Source organism: Blautia sp. St.27G3 (assembly GCF_059728505.1).
Genome location: NZ_BAAGFO010000001.1, coordinates 995,407 through 1,016,626, shown reverse-complemented (window position 1 = coordinate 1,016,626; position 21,220 = coordinate 995,407). Strand labels below are relative to the sequence as shown.

At 47.4% G+C, this 21,220-nt stretch carries 25 protein-coding genes and 1 tRNA gene; 24 read left to right on the top strand and 2 right to left on the bottom strand.

Features of this window, described 5'->3' with window-relative positions; all coding sequences use genetic code 11:
- The first annotated feature begins 57 nt into the window (after positions 1–57).
- The 3 genes from galT to rpiB all read left to right on the top strand — a co-directional run bounded on the left by galT (position 58) and on the right by rpiB (position 2,914).
- Positions 58–1,584, top strand: a complete 1,527-nt coding sequence (galT, locus tag AC6I2O_RS04750) for a UDP-glucose--hexose-1-phosphate uridylyltransferase (protein WP_497741974.1) — start codon at positions 58–60, stop codon at positions 1,582–1,584.
- Between the two features lie 90 nt (positions 1,585–1,674).
- The gene (rpe, locus tag AC6I2O_RS04745) at positions 1,675–2,349 is read left to right on the top strand and encodes a ribulose-phosphate 3-epimerase (RefSeq protein WP_497741973.1); all 675 of its coding nucleotides are present in this window, start codon (positions 1,675–1,677) and stop codon (positions 2,347–2,349) included.
- Positions 2,350–2,485: 136 nt separating this feature from the next.
- Positions 2,486–2,914 (top strand): ribose 5-phosphate isomerase B, encoded by a 429-nt coding sequence (rpiB, locus tag AC6I2O_RS04740; RefSeq protein WP_120392434.1) that lies wholly within the window; start codon positions 2,486–2,488, stop codon positions 2,912–2,914.
- A 176-nt stretch (positions 2,915–3,090) separates the two neighbouring features.
- On the opposite strand, the gene AC6I2O_RS04735 is transcribed toward rpiB, so the two are convergent.
- Positions 3,091–3,987: a C39 family peptidase gene (locus AC6I2O_RS04735; protein ID WP_497741972.1), complete on the bottom strand. Its 897-nt coding sequence runs from the start codon at positions 3,985–3,987 to the stop codon at positions 3,091–3,093.
- A 97-nt stretch (positions 3,988–4,084) separates the two neighbouring features.
- Positions 4,085–5,239, bottom strand: a complete 1,155-nt coding sequence (locus tag AC6I2O_RS04730) for a glycosyl hydrolase family 18 protein (RefSeq protein WP_120392432.1) — start codon at positions 5,237–5,239, stop codon at positions 4,085–4,087.
- Between the two features lie 167 nt (positions 5,240–5,406).
- Between AC6I2O_RS04730 and greA the strand changes: the two genes are divergently transcribed.
- From greA to AC6I2O_RS04625, 21 genes are all read left to right on the top strand, one after another.
- Complete coding sequence (gene greA, locus AC6I2O_RS04725) at positions 5,407–5,910, top strand: transcription elongation factor GreA (protein WP_120392431.1); 504 nt, start codon at positions 5,407–5,409, stop codon at positions 5,908–5,910.
- A 75-nt stretch (positions 5,911–5,985) separates the two neighbouring features.
- On the top strand, positions 5,986–7,383 hold the full coding sequence (locus AC6I2O_RS04720; RefSeq protein ID WP_120392430.1) for an MATE family efflux transporter: 1,398 nt from the start codon (positions 5,986–5,988) through the stop codon (positions 7,381–7,383).
- Between the two features lie 3 nt (positions 7,384–7,386).
- Positions 7,387–7,674 carry a hypothetical protein gene (locus AC6I2O_RS04715; RefSeq protein ID WP_120392429.1) on the top strand — a complete coding sequence of 96 codons (288 nt, stop codon included), beginning with the start codon at positions 7,387–7,389 and terminating at the stop codon, positions 7,672–7,674.
- A gap of 148 nt (positions 7,675–7,822) precedes the next feature.
- Positions 7,823–9,718, top strand: coding sequence for an excinuclease ABC subunit UvrC (gene uvrC, locus AC6I2O_RS04710; RefSeq protein WP_120392428.1), 1,896 nt, complete (start codon positions 7,823–7,825; stop codon positions 9,716–9,718).
- A 158-nt stretch (positions 9,719–9,876) separates the two neighbouring features.
- Positions 9,877–10,818, top strand: a complete 942-nt coding sequence (hprK, locus tag AC6I2O_RS04705; protein WP_120392567.1) for an HPr(Ser) kinase/phosphatase — start codon at positions 9,877–9,879, stop codon at positions 10,816–10,818.
- Positions 10,819–10,822: 4 nt separating this feature from the next.
- Complete coding sequence (locus AC6I2O_RS04700) at positions 10,823–11,755, top strand: ROK family glucokinase (protein WP_120392427.1); 933 nt, start codon at positions 10,823–10,825, stop codon at positions 11,753–11,755.
- Between the two features lie 176 nt (positions 11,756–11,931).
- Complete coding sequence (locus tag AC6I2O_RS04695) at positions 11,932–13,686, top strand: B12-binding domain-containing radical SAM protein (protein WP_120392426.1); 1,755 nt, start codon at positions 11,932–11,934, stop codon at positions 13,684–13,686.
- A gap of 76 nt (positions 13,687–13,762) precedes the next feature.
- Positions 13,763–14,347, top strand: coding sequence for a 3'-5' exonuclease (locus AC6I2O_RS04690; protein ID WP_497741971.1), 585 nt, complete (start codon positions 13,763–13,765; stop codon positions 14,345–14,347).
- Between the two features lie 147 nt (positions 14,348–14,494).
- Positions 14,495–14,695, top strand: coding sequence for a helix-turn-helix domain-containing protein (locus AC6I2O_RS04685; RefSeq protein WP_497741970.1), 201 nt, complete (start codon positions 14,495–14,497; stop codon positions 14,693–14,695).
- A gap of 22 nt (positions 14,696–14,717) precedes the next feature.
- Entirely contained in the window at positions 14,718–15,476 is a 759-nt protein-coding gene (locus tag AC6I2O_RS04680; protein WP_497741969.1) for an adenine nucleotide alpha hydrolase family protein, read from the top strand.
- Positions 15,477–15,495: 19 nt separating this feature from the next.
- A tRNA-OTHER gene (locus tag AC6I2O_RS04675) sits at positions 15,496–15,570 on the top strand.
- Between the two features lie 318 nt (positions 15,571–15,888).
- Entirely contained in the window at positions 15,889–16,212 is a 324-nt protein-coding gene (locus AC6I2O_RS04670) for a hypothetical protein (protein WP_497741968.1), read from the top strand.
- A complete protein-coding gene (locus AC6I2O_RS04665; protein ID WP_172526926.1) occupies positions 16,197–17,192 on the top strand; it encodes a DNA cytosine methyltransferase in 996 nt (331 codons plus the stop codon). The genes AC6I2O_RS04670 and AC6I2O_RS04665 overlap by 16 nt, the downstream gene beginning before the upstream one ends.
- Positions 17,179–17,559, top strand: a complete 381-nt coding sequence (locus AC6I2O_RS04660) for a hypothetical protein (protein WP_172526927.1) — start codon at positions 17,179–17,181, stop codon at positions 17,557–17,559. Before AC6I2O_RS04665 ends, AC6I2O_RS04660 begins: the two co-directional genes overlap by 14 nt.
- Positions 17,556–17,912, top strand: coding sequence for a long-chain fatty acid--CoA ligase (locus AC6I2O_RS04655; protein ID WP_172526928.1), 357 nt, complete (start codon positions 17,556–17,558; stop codon positions 17,910–17,912). The genes AC6I2O_RS04660 and AC6I2O_RS04655 overlap by 4 nt, the downstream gene beginning before the upstream one ends.
- A gap of 9 nt (positions 17,913–17,921) precedes the next feature.
- Positions 17,922–18,212: a hypothetical protein gene (locus AC6I2O_RS04650; protein WP_497741966.1), complete on the top strand. Its 291-nt coding sequence runs from the start codon at positions 17,922–17,924 to the stop codon at positions 18,210–18,212.
- Positions 18,181–18,945: a single-stranded DNA-binding protein gene (locus tag AC6I2O_RS04645; protein ID WP_497741965.1), complete on the top strand. Its 765-nt coding sequence runs from the start codon at positions 18,181–18,183 to the stop codon at positions 18,943–18,945. The genes AC6I2O_RS04650 and AC6I2O_RS04645 overlap by 32 nt, the downstream gene beginning before the upstream one ends.
- A 140-nt stretch (positions 18,946–19,085) precedes the next feature.
- Positions 19,086–19,403: a hypothetical protein gene (locus AC6I2O_RS04640; RefSeq protein ID WP_172526930.1), complete on the top strand. Its 318-nt coding sequence runs from the start codon at positions 19,086–19,088 to the stop codon at positions 19,401–19,403.
- Entirely contained in the window at positions 19,400–19,897 is a 498-nt protein-coding gene (locus AC6I2O_RS04635; RefSeq protein ID WP_172526931.1) for a DUF7768 domain-containing protein, read from the top strand. The genes AC6I2O_RS04640 and AC6I2O_RS04635 overlap by 4 nt, the downstream gene beginning before the upstream one ends.
- 15 nt (positions 19,898–19,912) lie before the next feature.
- Positions 19,913–20,119, top strand: a complete 207-nt coding sequence (locus tag AC6I2O_RS04630; protein WP_172526932.1) for a hypothetical protein — start codon at positions 19,913–19,915, stop codon at positions 20,117–20,119.
- A gap of 202 nt (positions 20,120–20,321) precedes the next feature.
- The gene (locus AC6I2O_RS04625; RefSeq protein WP_497741964.1) at positions 20,322–21,089 is read left to right on the top strand and encodes a rolling circle replication-associated protein; all 768 of its coding nucleotides are present in this window, start codon (positions 20,322–20,324) and stop codon (positions 21,087–21,089) included.
- Positions 21,090–21,220: the final 131 nt, after the last annotated feature.

Genomic DNA, 21,220 nt, shown 5'->3' with positions numbered 1-21,220 from the left:
ACGTATTCTACAGAATCGCTGAAACGCCAATTTTGCGTAAGGTCAGGAGGAGAAAAAATGATTCAAAGCAGTATTGCAAAGCTGGTTCAGTATGGTCTGGAAACAGGATTGATTGAGCGGACGGATGCAGTTTATACGGCTAACCGTATTTTGGAGCTTTTGCGTTTGGATTCTTTGGAAGAAGAAACAGAAGCAGCGTTGCTTTCTTATGAAACAGGCAATGAAAAAATCGTGGAAGAGCTGCCGGAAATTCTTGATTCTGTCTGTGATTATGCATATGATAATGGGATTCTTGAGGAAAATTCAGTCGGGTACCGAGACCTGTTTGATACAAAGGTTATGGCCCTGTTTGTGGATCGGCCTTCCAATATAATCCGGCGTTTTCAGGAGCTGTATCGTGAGGACCCGAAGAAAGCGACCGATTTCCATTATAAATTCAGCCAGGATACAGACTACATACGCCGCTATCGGATTGCCCGCGACCGTAAGTGGGTGGCGCCGACAGAATATGGAGATCTTGATATTACGATCAATCTCTCCAAACCGGAAAAAGACCCGAAAGCGATTGCAGCGGCAAAGCTGGCAAAGCAGACTTCCTATCCCAAATGTCTGCTCTGTATTGAGAACGAAGGTTATGCGGGACGCTTGAACCACCCGGCGCGTCAGAATCACCGCATTATTCCTATCACAATCAATGGAAGCCAGTGGGGATTCCAGTATTCGCCGTATGTATATTATAATGAGCACTGTATTGTGTTCAACTCGCAGCATGTTCCGATGAAGATTGAACGGGCAACGTTCGCAAAGCTGCTCGATTTCGTTCGGCAATTTCCGCACTATTTTGTGGGGTCCAACGCAGATCTTCCAATTGTTGGTGGTTCTATTTTAAGTCATGATCACTTCCAAGGAGGCTGTTATGAGTTTGCAATGGCAAAAGCGCCGGTGGAAAGGCAGGTTTCATTTGCCGGATATGAGGACGTGGAGGCCGGAATCGTCAAATGGCCGATGTCGGTGATTCGCCTTAGCAGTCCAAGTATAGAGCGTCTGGTGGATCTGGCAGATAAAATCCTTGGCACATGGCGCGGTTATACGGACGAAGCAGCATTTATTTTTGCTGAGACTGACGGTGAACCGCATAACACGATCACACCGATTGCCAGAAAACGCGGCGACAGGTTTGAGCTGGATCTTGTGCTGCGCAATAATATTACGACAGAAGAGCATCCGCTTGGCGTATACCATCCGCATGCAGAGCTGCATCATATCAAAAAAGAGAATATCGGGCTGATTGAGGTGATGGGACTTGCTGTGCTCCCTGCCAGACTGAAAGACGAGCTGGAGCATTTAAAGCAAGCGATGCTGGAGAACCGAGATATTTCAGATGATGAAGAGCTTAGTAAGCATGCAGACTGGGTGAAAGAACTGAAGAAAAAATACGGTTCCTTTGATAAGGAAACCATTGACAAAGTGGTGCAGGATGAAGTCGGTCTTGTATTTGGCAAGGTGCTGGAGCATGCCGGTGTTTATAAACGGACAGAAGAAGGGCAGGCAGCCTTCCTGCGATTTATCGGGAACGTCAAGTAAATTGGGGCCCGATGTTGGTCAGGTTTGCACGTGTAAGAAGGTGCGGACCTGTATCAGGAAGAGGCGAAAATATAAATACCAGGGGGAATTATGAGAAAAAACATACTTGCGCCGTCAATTCTGGCGGCAGATTTTAATCATTTGCAGCAGGATATACAGCAGACGGTGGAGGCAGGAGCAGAATATCTGCACATTGACGTGATGGACGGGATGTTTGTTCCGAGTATTTCTTTTGGAATGCCGGTGATTCAGTCTATCCGGAAAACTACAGACTGTTTCTTTGATGTTCATCTGATGATTGAGCAGCCGGAACGTTATATTGAAGAGTTCGTGAAATGCGGAGCTGATTCGGTTACGGTTCATGCAGAAGCGACAAAGCATCTGCACCGGGTTATGCAGCAGATAAAGGCTTGCGGCGTCAAAGCGGGGGTAGCCCTGAATCCGTCCACACCGCTTTCCGTTCTGGACTATGTACTTGAGGAGACAGATATGATCTTGCTTATGACTGTCAATCCTGGATTTGGCGGGCAGAAATACATTCCGCAGATGACAGGCAAAATCCAGACGCTGCGTCAGAAGCTGATCGAGAGAGGGCTGGAAACAGATATTCAGGTAGACGGAGGCGTCAACGCTGATACAATCCGGGAGGTCCTGGGTGCAGGCGCCAATATCTGTGTGGCTGGTTCCGCTGTTTTTGGAACCCAAACAGCAGAAAAAACGCGGGAATTTGTAAAAATAATGAATGAATATACCGCGTATGAGTGATAAAATCTGGTATTCAGTAAAGTGCAAAATAAAAAATAAGAATCAGAAAAATAAAAAACTGGAAATAATGAAAAAGAACGAAGAATGAAAAAGAAAGGTGCGCCGTTTAAAACAGGCGGAGAAAAGAGGTAATCGTATGATAGCAATTGCATGTGACCATGGCGGATATGAATTAAAGCAGGAAATTTTGAAATATTTAGATGAGGAGCAGATTGCATACAAGGATTTTGGCTGCGACAGTACAGAAGCAGTGGACTATCCGATTTATGCGAGAAAAGTCACAGCTGCCATTTTGGATGGATCTTGTGAGAAGGGCATTCTGATCTGCGGAACGGGCATCGGGATTTCTATAGCTGCCAATAAAGTACCTGGTATTCGGGCAGCTCTGTGCACGGACTGTTTCTGTGCAGAGGCAACAAGACAGCACAATGATGCAAACATTCTGGCACTTGGCGGCCGTGTTGTGGGCGGGGGACTGGCAGTGAAGATCGTTGATACATTCCTGCACACAGAATTTTCCGGCGCGGAGCGTCATCAGAAGAGAATTGACCTGATCGAAGGATAAAGAACGAAAGAGTAGATCATAAAAAGCAGAACAAAGACAGAGGATGCTGCAGAAGTAAATTTTGCCATGCAAACCGATTTTCAGGGGCTGTCGCCGAAGGATATCCGATCTAATCCTTCGGCAACAGCCCCTGAAACTGTCTGTATGAGAAAATTGTTTTGCAGCGGCCCCTGTCTTTACAGACCATAAATCCAGAGGCTTCGAATCTGCGGGAGCAGGACATCCATGGTCCAGTGCTTATCGCTGTTCCGTTTGCTGTTCGGGTCGTTGACGATTACGTTTCCGTCGTTGTCGATTGCAGTGAGCACGATAAAATGCCCCGAGGTTGTGAAGTCACCGGGCCACATGGAACAGATCATGGGATGGCCAGGACTTAGGTTGTTGTAAATGAAATCAGCGCTGATATCTCCGTAGGAAGCATTCAGTCCGAGAAGCTGGGCGCCTTCTGTCATCAGGTTCCAGGCAGTGCCTTCTCCGGGCACATAGTAACCCTGCTGTTCACTGAATTTTGCGACTTCGTATGGATTCCATGTTGATTCGCCTAAAAGTCCGCAGGTTATCATCGAGATACAGGTGGGACCGCAACCGGTCAGGGCAAGAAATGTGTTCCCGTAAGATTCATAGCCCCATCGCTCGTCCCACTGAAGAAAAAGCGGGATAGAGCCGGGATGTACTTCAGTGCTCAGATCAATCGTCCATGTTTTATCTTTGTTTTCAGGATAATGATCAACAAAATCCGCAGTTTCAGGATATCTGACCTTCATATCAAGAAGCTCCTGCGGAATGCGGTTTGTGCGGTTAACGGACCAGATACAAAGGCCAAGAATGAGGGGAAGGGCGCATAGAAGGAACGGGGAAAACCGTTTGAAAATACTGGGTTTGGAATGGGAACTGTTTTTTGTCCTGTTTTTGCTGTTTTCCATTCTCTTTTGCGTCAGTCTCATGCGGAACACACAGACAGCCAGTGCGAGGAGAGACAGAATTCCTGTGACGCGGACAATGGTCAGCGCTTGTTTTTCGGTCAATTCATGTGCGAAACTAAAACCTGCCAGAATAATCCCTTGTTTTGTCATTTGTATCCTCCGAGTGGAATTTATTTTTACTCTTTTATTCATTATAGCGAAGTATGAAACGATATGGGGCAAAAGAATTTCTTAAATTTTCGGATTTTCAGAAGGTGTTTTGAATGATAAAATTACCTTTCATTAAGAGCCAGTTTGCCCGCCACCAGTGCATGAGCTGCCAGTAACCGGCGCCGCGCAGACGAAATTCTTTGATCAGATCAAATTTGGCCTGAATGCTGCGGACATCTTCGAACCAGACCTCGTGCTGTACCTGTCCCTCATAATATTGAAAAAATGGGGACTGCGCCGTTTCATCAAAGAAAATGGTAGATTCATTTTGAACAGCAATCTGTATGGCTTCCACATTTCCGATCGTAACGGCTTCTGTGACGCCTCTGACAAACGGCAGGGACCAATCGTAGCCGTAATTCGGGATGCCGAGACAGATTTTGGCGACCGGAATTTCTGTGACCGCATATTCAACAACACGGCGCACCTGGTTGAGCGGAGCGACGGCCATATTGGGACCGTATTTGTATCCCCATTCATAGGTCATCAGAAGCACGGAGTCTGCAATCCCGCCCAGTGCGCCATAATCTTTTCCCTCATAGAGAAGCCCCTGCTGAGCGGCGGAGGTTTTAGGGGCAAGGGCAACGGAGACGGTGTAGCCCTGTGCATGGAGTGCACTTGTGACGTCCAGAACAAAGGTGGTGAATGCGTCCCGGTCACTAGCAAGGATGAATTCAAAATCAATATCCACACCTCGGTAGCCTTTTTGAGTAATGACAGAGAGCAGCTGCTGAATCAGAGTTTCTTTATTGGTTGGATTTTGAACAACGGAATGAATCAGTGTGTTGTTAAAAAGGCCATCCGGGCCGAACGGTGTGAGGGTGAGGATCGGGCGAACACCGAAAGAGCGTGATAGGGCGATCATCCAGGTATCATCCTGAGGCGGCGGAATGAGAACGCCTTCTGTAGTAAATCCATAGGAAAAAATGTGCAGGTCCGTCAGATAGGGAAGGGTCTGCCGGAGAATCCAGGGGCTGATGTATGTATAGGCGTAACCGAAAGAAATGAGGTTTGGTCCGGAAGTTTGTTCAGCATCCATCTCTTCAGCGGATTCAATCAGAAGCGCCTGACCGACTGCGAGCGCATAAGGCGGAAGCAGCTGGTTTACGAAAATAATATCTTGTGCGGGAATCTGAAATGCAGAGGCGATGCGGTCAACACTGTCACCGGGCTGTACAACGTAGGTTTGCATAGAGATATACCTGCCAGGAAAGCTTTTTTTATATGTATGATTGGAAATAACAGGATAGACGAATCAGCCAAAAAAGATTTGCAGAAAGTTGACATTGCCGGAAAAATGCGATAGCATTTTTGTTAGTTTATGTGGTGGGTATATCATATATCGGAAGGAAGGTTACTATGTACGATCAACTGACAGAAAGCGATATTAAAAAAATAGAAGAGGAAATCGAATACCGCAAACTTGTGGTGCGCAAGGAGGCCATTGAGGCAGTCAAGGAAGCGAGGTCGCATGGAGATCTGAGCGAAAATTTTGAATACTATGCAGCGAAAAAGGACAAGAACAAGAACGAGAGCAGAATCCGTTATCTGGAGCGGATGGTGAGGACCGCGAAGGTGATCTCGGACGATTCCAAAGAGGATGAAGTGGGAATTAATAATACGGTGCAGGTGTATTTTGAAGAGGATGATGAGACTGAGACATACCGGATTGTGACAACGGTGCGGGGAAGTTCTCTGAATGGTCTGATCAGTATTGATTCTCCGCTTGGAAAAGCGATTCTCGGACACAGGGTGGGCGACCGCATCTATATTAAGGTAAATGATCAGTACGGATACTATGTGGAAATACGGTCAATTGAAAATACGCAGGATGACAGCCAGGATAAGTTGAGAACTTTTTAAGAGATGGATGTGCTGCTGAAAAATGCGGGATCAGGAAAGCAGATAGAGGGAAAAAAGCGAAAGGAGTGAAAGCGGATGGAACAGGCAGGAACGAAAGCACAGACGGAGGCGTTGGGAAAGGAGCCTGTGGGAACGCTGCTGCTTCGGTTGGCGGCGCCGGCGATTGTGGCACAGATCATTAATCTTTTGTATAATATGGTAGACCGTATTTATATCGGGCATATTGAGGGGATTGGACAGCTGGCGCTGACGGGAGTCGGCGTGTGCTTGCCGCTGATTATGCTGATTTCAGCTTTTGCGTCGCTGGCCGGTATGGGGAGTGCACCCAGGGCGTCCATTTTTCTCGGGGAAGGGAAAAAGGATAAGGCGGAGCTGACGCTTGGAAATTCTGTGACGCTGTTGTCTTTGATCGCAGTCACTCTGACCGTGGTGTTTCTTATTTTTTCAGAAGATCTTCTGTTGATGTTTGGAGCAAGTGAAAATACCATTACATACGCGGTACAGTATATGCGTATTTACAGCTGCGGGACGCTGTTTGTACAATTTACGCTTGGATTGAATGTGTTTATTTCTGCGCAGGGGTTTGCCAGGACAAGTATGCTGACTGTGATGATCGGAGCGATTTGCAATATTATTCTTGACCCGATTCTGATTTTTGGATTTAAGATGGGCGTGGCCGGAGCTGCGCTTGCAACCATCATTTCGCAGTGTATTTCCATGCTCTGGATTCTTCGTTTTCTGACCGGGGACAAAACGGTGCTGCGTATTCGCAGAAAAAATCTGCGGTTGTCGGCTCCGATTATTCTTCCGGCTGTTGCTTTGGGTCTTTCACCGTTTATTATGCAGTCAACAGAAAGCCTGCTGTCGGTGTGTTTCAACTCTTCTTTGCTGAAATACGGCGGTGATTTGGCAGTGGGGACAATGACAATTGCATCGAGTATTATGCAGTTTTCTCTGCTTCCTTTACAGGGCCTGACGCAGGGGGCGCAGCCGATTGTCAGTTACAATTTTGGCGCACACCAGATGGAACGTGTGAAGAAAACGTTTCGGATTCTGCTCATTTCCTGTGTTTCGTATTCGATGACGCTGTGGGCTCTGGTAATGCTGATGCCGCAGGTATTTATCCGGCTGTTTAATAACAGTCCGGAGCTGGTGACGTTTGGCGTGCCTGCAATCCGAATGTATATGGGTATGACGGGGATTTTCGGCATACAGATTGCGTGTCAGCAGACCTTTATCTCGCTTGGAAATGCAAAAAATTCGCTGTTTTTGGCGCTCCTTCGGAAGATTATTCTGCTGATACCGCTCATTTATATTATGCCTGCCATTTTCACGGATAATCAGACGATGGCTGTATTTATGGCGGAGCCGGTGGCAGATTTCCTGGCCGTAGCCACAACAGCGTGTATGTTTGCGCTATATTTTCGAAGAATTATGCGGGGCAGCGAGGAGGGAAAAACACAGGTATCCTGACACATGTCCGGGCGTGAAAAGGTGTCCTGCTGTGCGGAAAAAGAAGAAACGGATTTGGATCGCGCGTCATTCACAGAAGATGATATTTTTGAGGGGAACCACGAAAAACAGCCGGGCGGCGATTTGCGAAAGAAACTTCCGCTCCTGCCTCCGGCTGCTTCAGAGCTCATCTCTGAGCTAGGAAAGAGAAAAATGTATGAAAACTTAACCGAAATTAAGATAGTTGTTTGGCGAAGCCACGCTCAATACAGACGCGCCGTGTATCGTGATGACTTCTTTTGTTTTGTATGATGACAGTATACTGGTAAAATGTGTATAAATGGTGACTGAATACTGAAAGAAAAATAAAGAAACCTAAAGAAAAAAGAAAAAAATTATTTAGGAATCAAAAAGGCTGTTCAAAAACAGCCGGAGAAGGTGGAAAAGGTCGGAGGAATCAATGTTTCATATAGAAGAAGAACTGAAAAAACTGCCGGGCCGCCCGGGCGTCTACATCATGCACGACGAACGGGACGACATTATTTATGTGGGCAAGGCGATCAGCCTGAAAAATCGCGTACGGCAGTATTTTCAGAGCAGCCGTGGCAAAAGTGTGAAGATTCAGCAGATGGTAGAACGGATTCGCCGCTTCGAGTATATTGTGACAGATTCGGAGCTGGAGGCATTAGTGCTTGAGTGCAATCTGATTAAAGAGCACCATCCCAAATACAATACGATGCTAAAGGATGACAAGAGCTATCCGTTTATCAAAGTAACACTCGGCGAGGAATTTCCGAGAGTCCTGTATTCCCATACAATGAAAAAGGATAAGTCCAAGTATTTCGGGCCTTATACGAGCGGCAGCGCCGTAAAAGATACGATTGATTTGATTAAAAAACTGTACAGGCTGCGCAGCTGTAACCGGAATCTGCCACGGGATATTGGCAAAGAACGCCCCTGTCTCTACCATCACATCGGACAGTGCAATGCGCCGTGCCAGGGGAAAATTACCAAAGAGGAATACCGGAAATCAATTAGTGAGGCGCTCGATTTTCTGAATGGAAACCATGCGCCGATTCTGGAAGCGCTTGAGAAAAAAATGCAGGAGGCTTCCGAAAATATGGAGTTTGAGTCTGCGATTGAGTACCGTGACCTGATTCGCAGTGTCAACCAGGTGGCACAGCGACAGAAAATTACGCATGAGGACGGCGAGGACAAAGATGTCCTGGCACTTTCTGTAGATGGTATGGATGCGGTGGTACAGGTATTTTTTATCCGCGGCGGAAAAATGATCGGGCGGGAGCATTTTTATCTTCGGGTGGCCCCCCACGATACAAAAGCCGCAATCCTGAACAGCTTTATTAAACAGTACTATGCGGGGACGCCGTTTGTGCCGCGGGAGCTGATGCTGGAGACTGACATTGAAGATCATGAGATTGTGGAAGCGTGGCTGACACAAAAACGGGGACAGCGCGTATACCTGCATGTTCCGAAAAAGGGAACAAAGGAAAAGCTGGTGGAGCTGGCACATGAAAATGCGGAGATTGTCCTGCAGCGGGACCGTGAACGGATTAAGCGCGAGGAGGGCCGTACAATCGGAGCGGTACACGAGATTGAGAAGCTTCTCGGCATCGACTGTGCGTATCGGATGGAGGCATTTGATATTTCAAATATCAGTGGTTTTGAGTCAGTCGGTTCCATGATTGTCTATGAAAAAGGAAAGCCAAAGCGAAGTGATTATCGCAAGTTTAAGATTAAAACGGTCCAGGGACCGGATGATTATGCGAGCATGGAGGAAGTTTTGTCACGTCGTTTTATGCACGGGCTGGAGGAGCGAAGGGAGCTCGACGCAAAGGGGATGGAGTACGAGATGGGAAGCTTCAGCCGTTTTCCAGATCTGATTTTGATGGATGGAGGACGGGGACAGGTGAACGTTGCGCTCCGTGTTCTGGAGAAGTTGGGGATCTCGATTGCCGTGTGCGGTATGGTAAAAGATGATTATCACAGGACGCGGGGGCTTTATTACAACGGAGAAGAGGTTCCGATTGATACGCATTCAGAGGCTTTTAAGCTGGTAACAAGGATTCAGGATGAGGCGCATCGGTTTGCGATTGAGTATCACCGGAACTTGCGCAGCAAAGGACAGGTACATTCCATTCTGGATGATATTGAGGGAATTGGACCTGCGAGAAGGAAGGCGTTGATGCGGACGTTCAAATCGCTGGAAGCGGTAAGAGACGCGTCCCTTGATGAGCTTGCGCATGCGCCGTCGATGAATATGAAGAGTGCGCAGCAGGTGTATGAATTTTTTCACAGTGGCAAGCAGGAAAAAGCGGTAGAGGTAACAGAAGAGTAACAGTGAATCGGAATCATCCTGGTTTGACGGAACGATAAGGAATTGTGCTTGACGGGGGATTGTATCGGTTATACAATGAAACAGGGACTTTTGGCGTAAGGTACGGAAAAATGGGAACGATTCCGGACCTTGGTGGAAGGATTCAGGAGGATAATAAGATGGCGAGCAGCGTCACGATTGAGAAGCTGGCGGAGAAGATGAAGCTTACGAATGTGCTTCCGGAAATCAGCATGGAAGGGAAAAAAATCGTAACTTCAGAAATCAACCGTCCTGCGCTTCAGCTTACGGGATATTTTGATCATTTTTACTCGGAACGTGTACAGATCATCGGGTACGTGGAGTATACGTATCTGGAACATCTGAAGCGTGAGCAGAAGCTTCCGGTTTATGAGAAATTTTTATCGTATCATGTTCCGTGTATTATTTACACGACGATGACAGAACCGGATGAGGATATGCTCACTCTGGCGAAAGAATATGAGGTTCCGGTGTTTACGACAAAGATGACGACATCGGATTTTATGGCAGAGGTGATCCGCTGGTTGAACGTGGAGCTGGCTCCGTGCATTTCAATCCACGGGGTACTGGTGGATGTGTACGGTGAAGGCGTTCTGATTATGGGCGAGAGCGGAATCGGAAAGAGCGAGGCCGCGTTGGAGCTGATCAAGCGGGGCCACCGTCTTGTGACCGATGATGTGGTGGAGATTCGAAAGGTCAGTGACGAGACGCTGATCGGAACTGCACCGGATATTACGCGGCACTTTATAGAGTTGCGCGGTATTGGTATTATTGATGTAAAGACACTGTTCGGTGTGGAAAGTGTAAAAAATACACAGTCTATTGATCTTGTGATTAAGCTAGAAGAGTGGAACCGAGATAAAGAGTATGACCGCCTTGGACTGGAAGAGGAATATACGGAGTTTCTCGGGAACCGTGTGGTCTGTCACTCTCTTCCAATTCGTCCGGGACGGAATCTGGCAGTCATCGTAGAGTCGGCAGCTGTCAACCACCGTCAGAAGAAAATGGGATATAATGCGGCAAAGGAACTTTACAACCGTGTACAGAACAGTTTAATGAAAAATGCAGGAAAGAAGGATTAGAGTTATGGAAAAGTATTGTTTTGGAATCGACGTGGGCGGCACGACCGTAAAATGCGGTTTGTTTACGGTAGAAGGCGATGTGCTGGATAAATGGGAAATTAAAACGCGGGTTGAGGACAATGGGGTTGCAATTTTGCCGGATATCGCAGAGACGATTGAAAAGAAGCTCCTTGAGAAAGGTATCGACAAGGATGAGGTGGCTGGGATCGGAATTGGCATTCCGGGACCGGTTAACGAAAAGGGAGAGATTCCCTGTGCGGTGAATCTGCATTGGGGTTATGTGGATATTGTGGGCGATATGGAGCGTCTCACAGGACTGAAGGTAAAGGCAGGAAATGATGCTAATGTAGCGGCCTTGGGCGAACTCTGGCAGGGCGGCGGAACCGGCTGCCACAATATGATTCTGGTGACGCTCGGGACCGGTGTCGGCGGCGGTATTATTATTGATGATAAGATTGTGGTAGGCGCACACGGCGCTGGCGGAGAGATTGGACATGCGCATGTGGAAGATGCGGTTACAGATCAGTGTAACTGCGGAAACTGTGGCTGTCTGGAACAGCTGACATCCGCGACCGGAATCGTGAGACTGGCAAAGGAAGCTGTCGCAGCATCGGATACACCGTCTGTGCTGAGGGGAAGCCGGATTTCGGCAAAGAGTGTCTGGGATGCGGTAAAAGAAGGAGATGCGCTGGCGATTCAGATCGCAGAGCGTTTTGGTACATATCTTGGCAAGACTCTGGCTGTTTTTGCAACTGTGTCAGATCCGGAGGTGATCGTAATCGGCGGCGGCGTTTCAAAAGCGGGTCCGATTTTGCTCGATTATATTATGAAGCCATTCCGCAAATATGCATTTACGGCCTGCCGTGATACGAAATTTGCTCTGGCTCAGCTCGGAAATGACGCAGGAATTTTCGGAGCAGCAAAAATGGTACTTTAAAATCGTTTTCTTGAGGCTGTCATGCGATTCATATTTTTAAATTTTGAATTGTGTGGCGGCTTTCTTTTATAAAAACAGCGGATGATAAAAAATACAAAATACAAAATACGGACGAAGCCTGGTAACATGGAATTTTGCGATATTTTGTTTATAAAAGGGCAGTCGGGAGGAAAAACTTGAACATATTGCTGGTTGCAGTCAATGCAAAGTATATTCATTCAAATTTGGCGGTTTACAGTCTGAAGGCTTCTGCCGGTGCATACGAGCCTCAGGTGGAGCTTGCAGAATTTACGATCAATCATCAGACAGATGATATTTTTCGTGCGGTTTATCAGAAACGGCCTGCTCTGCTTTTTTTCTCCTGCTATATCTGGAATCGGAGTGTGATCCTGGAACTGGCCGAGAACCTTCACAGAGTACTTCCCCAGACGGTAATCTGGGCCGGAGGACCGGAAGTGTCCTATGATGCAGAAGCGTTTTTGCGGGAGCAGGAAGCTTTTGACGGTGTGATGTGCGCAGAGGGAGAACGAAGCTTTTTCCAGGTGTTGCAGCATTATGTGGAAGGCTGCAAGTCGCTGGAGGAAATACCGGGTATTGTATACCGGGTTCGCGGTGCATGCAGGGCAGAAGAAGGAGAGTCAGAGCAGATTATTCGCACACAGTGTCTGCCGGAGCCGATACAGATGGATGCGCTTCCGTTTGTTTATGACAGTCCAGGGGATTTTGCAAACCGGATTATTTATTATGAGAGCAGCCGGGGATGCCCGTATTCATGCAGCTACTGTCTTTCTTCTATTGATAAGAATGTGCGTTTTCGCAGTACGGAGCTTGTGAAGCGGGAACTTGGATTTTTACTGCAACAAAGTGTACCGCAGGTAAAATTTGTAGATAGGACGTTTAACTGCAATCATAAGCATGCAACGGAAATCTGGAGGTTCATTCAGGAGCATGACAATGGCATCACAAATTTTCATTTTGAAATTGCTGCGGACATTTTGACGGATGAAGAGCTGGAGCTTTTGGCAAACATGCGACCGGGATTGGTACAGCTTGAAATTGGGGTGCAGACAACAAACAGGCAGTCTCTGCATGCGATTCACAGGAAGGCTCCGTTTGAACGGATTGCAGACCGGGTGCAGAAAATTTCGGCCAGTCATAACATCCATCAGCATCTTGATCTGATCGCGGGGCTGCCTTACGAGGATTTTGAGAGTTTCCGGGATTCTTTTGATGATGTGTATCGTTTGAAGCCGCAGGAGCTTCAGCTTGGTTTCCTGAAAGTGCTCCGGGGGTCAGAGATGCATGTGCGGGCAGAGGAATATGGGCTTGTGTATCGGAGCAGGCCGACCTATGAGGTGCTTGAGACGCGCTGGATTTCGTGTGGGGAGCTGCTTCGCCTGAAAGAAGTAGAGGAGATGCTTGAGGTTTATTATAACAGTCAGCAGTTCCGTTATACCATAGAGGCGTTGGAAGGACTGTTTGAGCGGCCATTTGCGATGTACGAGGCACTTGCGGATTCTTATAAAGAGCAGAATGCGGAAGGAAAATCATGTTCGAGAATGCAGCGGTATACCTTGCTGCGGAATTTTATCGCTCAGGTAAAAGGGGCGGATCTGTATTATTTTGATGAGCTTCTGACTTTGGATTTTTATCTGCGGGAGAATGCGAAGAGCCGCCCTCTGTGGTCAGAAGATCCGGGAGCCTGCGTGGAGCAGAAGGTCTGTTTTTATCAGCAGAAGGCAAGGAGCTACCTTGCTTCGTCTGTATACGATGCGTATACGTGGAAGCAGGTTATGCGGATGACGCATCTGGAACATTTTACGTACGATGTGACCGGAACCGGGGAGAAGAAAGAGTTGTGGCTGTTGTTTGACTATGAGCACAGAGATGCACTGACAGGAGATGCGGCGGTTACAGCGGTCGAGATCTGATTAGGCGCGGCAGTTACGTATGGAATCTTTTTTATGACATAGGAATTGTGTAGCGTATACGGTGGCAGGAGGATTTATGGAGAGAAGTTATGTGGCGTTTGACCTGGAGACAACAGGTCTTCGGCCGAAATATGATCAGATTCTGGAAATTGGAGCGGTAAAGATCGAATGCGGCGAAGTGACCGGTACATATGAGACGTTTATTGACAGCGGTGTGGAAATTCCGGCGCGCATTACGGAGCTGACCGGGATTACGCAGGAAATGGTAGCGGGAAGTCCCGGAATCCGTGAGGCTGTGGAGGGATTTCTGGAATTCTCAGGCGATCATGTACTGCTCGGCCATAATATTTTATTTGATTACAGCTTTATGAAACGCAATGTCATGAACCTGGGCGGTACCTATGAGCGGAAGGGGCTGGATACGCTGGCTGTTTCACGGATTTGTCTGGCAGAACTTCCAAAAAAATCGTTGGATAAAATGGCAGCGCATTACGGGATTCCCCAGGAACAGCATCATCGGGCGCTTGACGACGCACTGACGGCAGCGAGGCTGTATGAACGGCTTTTGGAGGAATTCGGAGAAAAACGTCCGGATCTGTTCGAGGCCGTGCCGCTTGTATTCAAGGTCAAAAAGGAAGGGCCAATCACAAATTCACGATAAGTTTTAAAATTAAATGCGACAAGAGGTATTAAAGCCTCTGCCGCATTTATTTTTTACGGTAGATAATAGTAAAAGCATAGTGCGGTAGAGCATAAAAACTCTATCGCACTATTTTTTTATCCAAAAATAGGAAAGGAGCGTGGGGCAATGGCAAGGAAGTACAAAAGGCTAAGCTATGAGGACAGGAAGAGAATAGAGGCTATGTGTAAGGCTGGCAGCAATGCAGAGGCTATAGCTGATGCGGTAGGCGTACACAGAGGCACTTTATACCGGGAGCTGCAAAGAGGCGGGGCAGAGAACGGAAAGCGGCAGCAGTACAGCGCAGAACTGGCACAGCGGGCGATTTAACCAAAGAGAGGACAGGAAGAGCATGGAGTACATAGCGAGCTTTAGCGGAGGCAAGGATAGCGCTGCAACAATAATACTGGCAAAGGAACATGGAGAGCCGCTTAATGAAATAATTTTCAGCGAGGTTATGTATAGTGAAACTATAAGCGGCGAGCTGCCAGAGCATATAGAATTTGTAAAAAATGTGGCTTTTCCATTATTTGAAAGCTGGGGATATAAAACAAAGATTTTACGGGCAGAGAAGAATTATTTAGATTTGTTTCATCACATTTTAAAAAAAAGTAAGCGCCCAGAGCGGATAGGTAAAAAGGCTGGATTCCCTATGGCTGGAAAATGTGCGATAAATCGAGATTGCAAAGTAAAGGCTATAAAGGATTACATAGCCACAAAGGACACAGCAGAGCTGACACAGTACATAGGGATTGCGATAGACGAACCAAAGAGGCTGGCAAGACTGGACGAGGGTAAAGTATCTTTGCTTGCAAAATACAACTACACAGAGGAAATGGCTAGGGAGAAAGCGGAAGAGTACGGGCTGTTAAGTCCGTGTTATGAATACAGCACAAGGGGCGGTTGCTGGTTCTGTCCTAACGCAAGCATACAAGAGCTAAAGCATTTAAGAAATAATCATAAAGAACTATGGAACGAATTACTAAGGCTGGAAGAGATTCCAGACATAATAGGCGACGTATGGAACACGAGAAACAGGACGAGCATTCACGAAATAGAAGAAAATCTATTCTGGCAAGATGCGCAAATGACAGTATTTGATTTCTTATAGGCGGCGCTGCCGCCATTAAGCGCCTTTAATTCAGTGGGAGAATACCGCAGCCGGGCATACAGCGGGGGCGCTGGTTCGATTCCAGCAGGGCGTATTTGTAGCAGGCATGGCGAGCCTGCGGCAGATGCAGCAGGCGAAAAGCTGTTATCTGTATACCGTAGAAAAATAGCAGCGGTCATACCAGCTAGAGAGTATGTAGACGGTCAACAAGTTTTTAAGCAGCTTTTTTAAGGTGAAAAAGCGCCCATACGGTAAAAACTACGCCAGAACAGGAGAGCGGCAGCATTGAAGAGACAGAGAGCGCCGCCCGGAGGAAGAGTTTAAGGGATTTGGCAAGGCAAGGAATATATCACGGCAGCGGCAGCAGGCATAACATGGCTGCCGCTGAAAGAAAGCGGGAGAGCGGCAGGGCATGAGGTATGCAGTGATTATTTACACAGATACAACCAGCGAGGCGGCTATAGCTGATTACATGCAGCAGCGCCGCTGGGACAGACAGAGGGAACGCAGACGGCGGCAGCGCCGCCAGTATTTCCTTAAGCAGCGCTTAACGGGCGTATTCCTTTTGGTGTTTACCGCCCTGGCGGTTATGGCGACAGGCGGCGACGCAACAATAGCGATCATTACAGTACCGCTGGGGCTGTATCTGGTATTCACTAAAGAAATGCTTTTAGCGAATGATTTTTACCGGGAAACGAAAGAGAGGGACACAGAAAAGAAATGGTACAGATATTAGAGCTTTTCGGCGGCATAGGCAGCCCGCGCTGCGCACTGCGCAATATAGGCATACCAGTAAAAGCTATTGATTATGTGGAGATAGACGAAAAGGCGGTACGTTCTTACAATGCTATGTTTTCTGATGAATTGGAGTATAAGACACAGAGCGTAGTAGGCTGGAATTTAAAGCCGGATATTCTGATACATGGTAGCCCGTGCCAAGATTTCAGCATAGCGGGACATCAAGGGAAAGCGACGGCAGAGGCAGGACGTATAAACCGTGGAAAGGGAGCAGACAAGGGCAGCGGGACGCGTTCAAGTCTTATGTGGGAAACAATTCACATTATAGAGCAAATGGGAGAATGGAAACCTAAATACGTTATCTGGGAAAATGTCAAAAATGTATTAAGCCGTTACATGCGGGTAAATTTCAATCGGTATTTATCAGAAATGGAGCGGCTGGGGTATAGCAACAATTTTGAAATACTGGACGCTAGAGAGTTCGGGCTGCCGCAGGCACGGGAAAGAGTTTTTACAGTGTCGGTACTGGGAAATGAGAAATTTTGTTTTGATGATCTGATAAAAACGCCTATGCAGAGTATTGACAGATTTCTTTTAAAAGATGCGCCGCCAGTATATGACGTAACACAGCCGAGCGTATTAGAGGCAATAGGCAAAAAGGGAATACGGCGGGCGACGGTAATAGAGGACTACGCATTTACTATTACTGCAAGGCAGGACAGAACGCCAGCACAGGTAATAGATATGGGAAACGGGCGTTATAGGTATTTGACAGAATTAGAGTGCTGGCGCTTGCAGGGTTATACAGATGCAGATTTTAACGCAGCGGCAGCAGTACATAAAAGAGTAGGGCGCTATACAATGCCGCTGTATAAGCAGGCAGGAAATAGTATACCAGTAACGATATTTGAGAGTTTGTTCAGAAAAATGATTCTGGGAGAGACGGAAGAAAGCGGGGCGAGAAATGGCAATATTTAGGGAAGTGCGCACAGAAGTATATTGTGACATATGCGGCGAGTATGTCATAGGCTGGAAAAGCCCCGGTATTGGTGTAAGTAGGAGCTGGGCGGCGTACTTTGCACGGGAAGAGGGCTGCACAACGGGCAAAAAGATTATATGTAAAAGCTGCCGTATAAGCAGGCGCATAGAAAAATGTAGTCTGCAAAAGAAATGCGGCGAGGCGGGCAAGGACGCAGACGGTACTTGTCTGGGAATTGGGAAACAGTTTGACGACGAGCTTATAGAGCAGTGCAAGCGCTGTATAGCGTGTACTTCTTTTAATTGGGAAGAGGAAAAGGAAAGGCTAAGCATAAACGGAAAGAATAGAAAGCGGGGCAGGCAATGAGTAAAGTTTACATACGCAGCCAGAAAAAAGACGGGCTGTATATTTTCGACAATACGCAGGGGATTAGATACAGCACACAGGACAAGGAAGAGAGTTTTTTCTTATCCCCATTGTTGGAAAGCGAAAAGCAGACAGGGAAAAATTGTATTTTCCTATATTTCAGTAGCGGGGGATGCCGCAAGCTGGGGGAGTATGAGAGCAAAGAGCGCTGTTTAGAGATCATAGACGAGATACAGGGCGTATGCGGGCAGTATTTATATGCGCCGGGCAATACAGGCTTTCTGATAGGCAGCGAGGCTACGCCGCCTATGGCAGCAGTGATACCGCGCTTATATCAGATGCCGGAAAAGTGAGGGCAGGGCATGGACGGAAACGACGAGGAACGCAGCGCACTTATACACGAATATTACCAGATATACAGAGCATTACAGAAGAGGCGCAGCTTAAGAGAGCATAGCCATTTTGATATATACGGCAATAACCTTATTGAAATCTGGGAGTATGCAGGAGAGAGGCGCGGGCGCTGTATCTGCAAAGTGAAAGAAGATACAGAAACAGCCTGCTATAAGCGGGCAATAGAAATACTGATAAGTTATGGCGGGAAAGGAGATCACGCAAAGTATGAGCAAAAAGCGGAACAAAGGGCAGGATAAAAAGCCGGACTTTCTGGCAGACCTTAACGCAGGGATTCTGGACGATCTGACGGAAAGAGGCAGGATAAGCAACGCGGCAGGACTGGCGGGAGAGCTTACGGAGCTGGAAGAGGTAAAGGACATATGCGGGCTGCGGTTTAACGGCTATCTGGCAAAGATCGAGACGAAAAGACCGAGCGGAGTTATTGACGAGGTAGTAGTAGCCTTTACAGAGGCAGCAGTAGACCGGGGAAAGACCGGGGACGGGCTGCGGCTTGAAAGTTATTTCCTGCCGGGCAGCAGGCTTTTAATATCCGGGCGGAAGCAGGCGCTTAAAGATTTTAAGAGCGGTAAAGTGCTGGTATTCATTCTGGCAGAGTACATAGGCTTAAGCCCTAAAGCAATGCTGCAAAATGAAATAGCGCTTGTGGGTGAGCTGAAACATAAGCCGACATACCGGGAGACACCGAGGGGCAAGCGTATTTCTGATATTTTCGTAGAGGTTGAGAATGTGCTTACAGGGACAAGTTGCTATATTCCGTGTATCTGCTGGCAGGAGAACGCGGACGAGGTAGCGAACTGGCAGCCGGGCGATAAGGTTAAACTGCTGGGAAGATGCCAGAGCCGGGAATATATGAAAGACGCAGAGGCGGGCAGGGAAGTAAGGACGGCTTACGAGATTTCAGTAAGTTTCATTAAAAGGACAGGAGCGGCAGGAAATGGCAGAAAGAATGTCGGATATACGGGAAACTAAAGATATAGCTGATCTTTTTGGATTCGATATATTTCAGCATTGTTACATGATCTGCGGATATATAACATGCTGCCGGGAGTGCAGATTTTTAACAGAGGACACAATGACAGATTTAATGAAAAGGACAGGAGAGGCAGGAAATGAGATCAAAAACAATCATAAATAGCAAAGGGCAGCGGCAGGCGACGCGCATAGAAATACCGATAGAGGGCGCAGGCGGCGAACTGGGGCAGCGGGCAGTCATAAATTTAACTTCCCTTATAGCCGGACTTAAAAACATGAAAACAGAGCAGGACGTAGTAACGCATTACCATATAATTTGCGGTTTTGCTACATGCTGCGAGTTGTGCGGATTTATGACGGAGAAAAGTACAAATGATCTGATGCACATGGTAGAGCATCTGGTAGAAAACGAGCTTGCCAGAGTGGAGGCAGAGGGGAAAGGCGGGCAGGAATGAGGACAGTATACATATGCAGCCCGTACAGGGCAAAGGACTGCGCGGAGCTTGACAGGCACATAGAGTATGCACAGGCGCTTACAAAGCAGGCGATAGAGGCGGGCTTAGCGCCGATCACGCCGCATTTATACATGACACAATGCTTAAATGAGGACAAGCCGCAGGAACGGGCGGCAGGAATGGCAGCAGGCTTAGCGCTGCTGGAAAAATGCGATTTTGTGATCGCGGGCGTTAAGTACGGGATAAGCGAGGGCATGAGCCGGGAAATACAGACGGCAGATGTACTGGGGATTGAGGTAGTAAATGCAGATAAGCTGCGCTATTACATGAAATGTAAGGAACGGCAGACAGAGGCTAAAGCGTGGGACTACGCTAAAGTATGCGCCTGTAATTTCTGCATAGGCAGCCGCTTACATAGCTGTACTGGTTACGATTGCAGGGAGCCATATAACAAGGCTTTTGAATATGCAATGAAACATTCAAATTTACTGTAAAGGAGATCAAGAGAAATGAGGAAATTAAGACGCGCAGTATTAAGGCATGAGGCAAACAGATTGAGCCGCCACGGGAGAAACGGGAAAAGCATTGCTATTTTCCGTAGCCTCTGGGACGACTACAAGGAGCTGAAACAGCACAAGGAACTTGCGCAGAAAGAAAAGGGACTGCTGGCGCAGATCGGGAGCCTTAAGAGGGCGCGGAAAGCAGCAGCCCTGTAGATTCGCATTAAATGAGAATAATTTAATAGCCCCTACGGTACGGGAATACCATAGGGGCTAAGCTATACAGCTTTTTACAACCTATATCCAGTATATCACTGTATGGCGAAATGTCAAGTAATACGCGGGCGCAAGCCCGTTTTACCACTTGATAAAACAATTAGCTTTCCGACCAGATAGACCTAAAAGGAGTAAAAAATATATGCCATACGTTGAGAGGATAACAAGGGCGGGTAAGACCATAGAGGTAGAGAGATATTTTACAAGCAGATATAAAAAGCAGGGGATAAAGAGGGGGGATAAGGTAAAGCCCACCACAGAGCAACAGCAAAAGATCAATACAAGGCAGGCAGAAAGAAAGCTGCGTATTCTGATAAATGCAAACTATGGCTATGGCGACTATCATTTAGTGCTGGACTACATACGCAGAAAGGGAGAGCCGCCACGGACAAAAGAGCAGATGCGGCAGGACATAGATATATTTCTAAGGGAGTGCCGGAAAGAGTATAAAAAGGCTGGGTTAGAGTTTAAGTATATTCATGTTATGGAGATCGGGGACAAGGGAGCCAGACACCACCACTTAGTTATAAACCAGATAGATACAAAGATATTGCAGCAGTGCTGGTACAAGGCATATGAGGGGCATAACCGGGTAAAAGTCTTTCCTCTGGACGACAGCGGCAACTATGCTGATCTGGCGGCTTATCTGATTAAGTACACGGATAAGCACAGGAAAGAAGAGGACGAGGCGCTACAGGGTAAGCGCTGGAATAGCAGCAAGAACCTTGTAAGACCAGTGCCGGAAATACGGATAATTTCAGATCGGCAATGGTTCAAGGCAGAGCCGAGGGCGATAAAGGGATATTACGTTGACAAGGACAGCATAAGCAAGGGAGTACATAGCCCGGAATATTACGGCTACGGGTATTTCAGATATACATTAGTCAAATTAGAGGGAGAGGGGGGATAAGATGCAGTATGTACGGATTGTGGTAATAGGCGTGGGCGTGGTGTTTCTGGTTCTTATGGGTGCTGTAATGTGCTTGGCAGCAGTGGCTATAGCACATGCCAGCGAGGATATGAGGAACTGGGAATACTGGA

What these genes read in the sequence shown, in the direction of transcription:
- AC6I2O_RS04735 (WP_497741972.1), bottom strand. Translation starts at nt 3,987, where the DNA reads ATGACAAAACAAGGGATTATTCTGGCAGGTTTTAGTTTCGCACATGAA.
- AC6I2O_RS04655 (WP_172526928.1), top strand. Translation starts at nt 17,556, where the DNA reads ATGAGTAAAGTTTACATACGCAGCCAGAAAAAAGACGGGCTGTATATT.
- greA (WP_120392431.1), top strand. Translation starts at nt 5,407, where the DNA reads ATGTACGATCAACTGACAGAAAGCGATATTAAAAAAATAGAAGAGGAA.
- AC6I2O_RS04685 (WP_497741970.1), top strand. Translation starts at nt 14,495, where the DNA reads ATGGCAAGGAAGTACAAAAGGCTAAGCTATGAGGACAGGAAGAGAATA.
- AC6I2O_RS04720 (WP_120392430.1), top strand. Translation starts at nt 5,986, where the DNA reads ATGGAACAGGCAGGAACGAAAGCACAGACGGAGGCGTTGGGAAAGGAG.
- AC6I2O_RS04650 (WP_497741966.1), top strand. Translation starts at nt 17,922, where the DNA reads ATGGACGGAAACGACGAGGAACGCAGCGCACTTATACACGAATATTAC.
- AC6I2O_RS04730 (WP_120392432.1), bottom strand. Translation starts at nt 5,239, where the DNA reads ATGCAAACCTACGTTGTACAGCCCGGTGACAGTGTTGACCGCATCGCC.
- AC6I2O_RS04645 (WP_497741965.1), top strand. Translation starts at nt 18,181, where the DNA reads ATGAGCAAAAAGCGGAACAAAGGGCAGGATAAAAAGCCGGACTTTCTG.
- hprK (WP_120392567.1), top strand. Translation starts at nt 9,877, where the DNA reads ATGGCGAGCAGCGTCACGATTGAGAAGCTGGCGGAGAAGATGAAGCTT.
- AC6I2O_RS04680 (WP_497741969.1), top strand. Translation starts at nt 14,718, where the DNA reads ATGGAGTACATAGCGAGCTTTAGCGGAGGCAAGGATAGCGCTGCAACA.
- AC6I2O_RS04660 (WP_172526927.1), top strand. Translation starts at nt 17,179, where the DNA reads ATGGCAATATTTAGGGAAGTGCGCACAGAAGTATATTGTGACATATGC.
- AC6I2O_RS04715 (WP_120392429.1), top strand. Translation starts at nt 7,387, where the DNA reads ATGTCCGGGCGTGAAAAGGTGTCCTGCTGTGCGGAAAAAGAAGAAACG.
- AC6I2O_RS04635 (WP_172526931.1), top strand. Translation starts at nt 19,400, where the DNA reads ATGAGGACAGTATACATATGCAGCCCGTACAGGGCAAAGGACTGCGCG.
- AC6I2O_RS04640 (WP_172526930.1), top strand. Translation starts at nt 19,086, where the DNA reads ATGAGATCAAAAACAATCATAAATAGCAAAGGGCAGCGGCAGGCGACG.
- AC6I2O_RS04630 (WP_172526932.1), top strand. Translation starts at nt 19,913, where the DNA reads ATGAGGAAATTAAGACGCGCAGTATTAAGGCATGAGGCAAACAGATTG.
- rpiB (WP_120392434.1), top strand. Translation starts at nt 2,486, where the DNA reads ATGATAGCAATTGCATGTGACCATGGCGGATATGAATTAAAGCAGGAA.
- AC6I2O_RS04665 (WP_172526926.1), top strand. Translation starts at nt 16,197, where the DNA reads ATGGTACAGATATTAGAGCTTTTCGGCGGCATAGGCAGCCCGCGCTGC.
- AC6I2O_RS04690 (WP_497741971.1), top strand. Translation starts at nt 13,763, where the DNA reads ATGGAGAGAAGTTATGTGGCGTTTGACCTGGAGACAACAGGTCTTCGG.
- uvrC (WP_120392428.1), top strand. Translation starts at nt 7,823, where the DNA reads ATGTTTCATATAGAAGAAGAACTGAAAAAACTGCCGGGCCGCCCGGGC.
- rpe (WP_497741973.1), top strand. Translation starts at nt 1,675, where the DNA reads ATGAGAAAAAACATACTTGCGCCGTCAATTCTGGCGGCAGATTTTAAT.
- AC6I2O_RS04700 (WP_120392427.1), top strand. Translation starts at nt 10,823, where the DNA reads ATGGAAAAGTATTGTTTTGGAATCGACGTGGGCGGCACGACCGTAAAA.
- AC6I2O_RS04625 (WP_497741964.1), top strand. Translation starts at nt 20,322, where the DNA reads ATGCCATACGTTGAGAGGATAACAAGGGCGGGTAAGACCATAGAGGTA.
- galT (WP_497741974.1), top strand. Translation starts at nt 58, where the DNA reads ATGATTCAAAGCAGTATTGCAAAGCTGGTTCAGTATGGTCTGGAAACA.
- AC6I2O_RS04670 (WP_497741968.1), top strand. Translation starts at nt 15,889, where the DNA reads ATGAGGTATGCAGTGATTATTTACACAGATACAACCAGCGAGGCGGCT.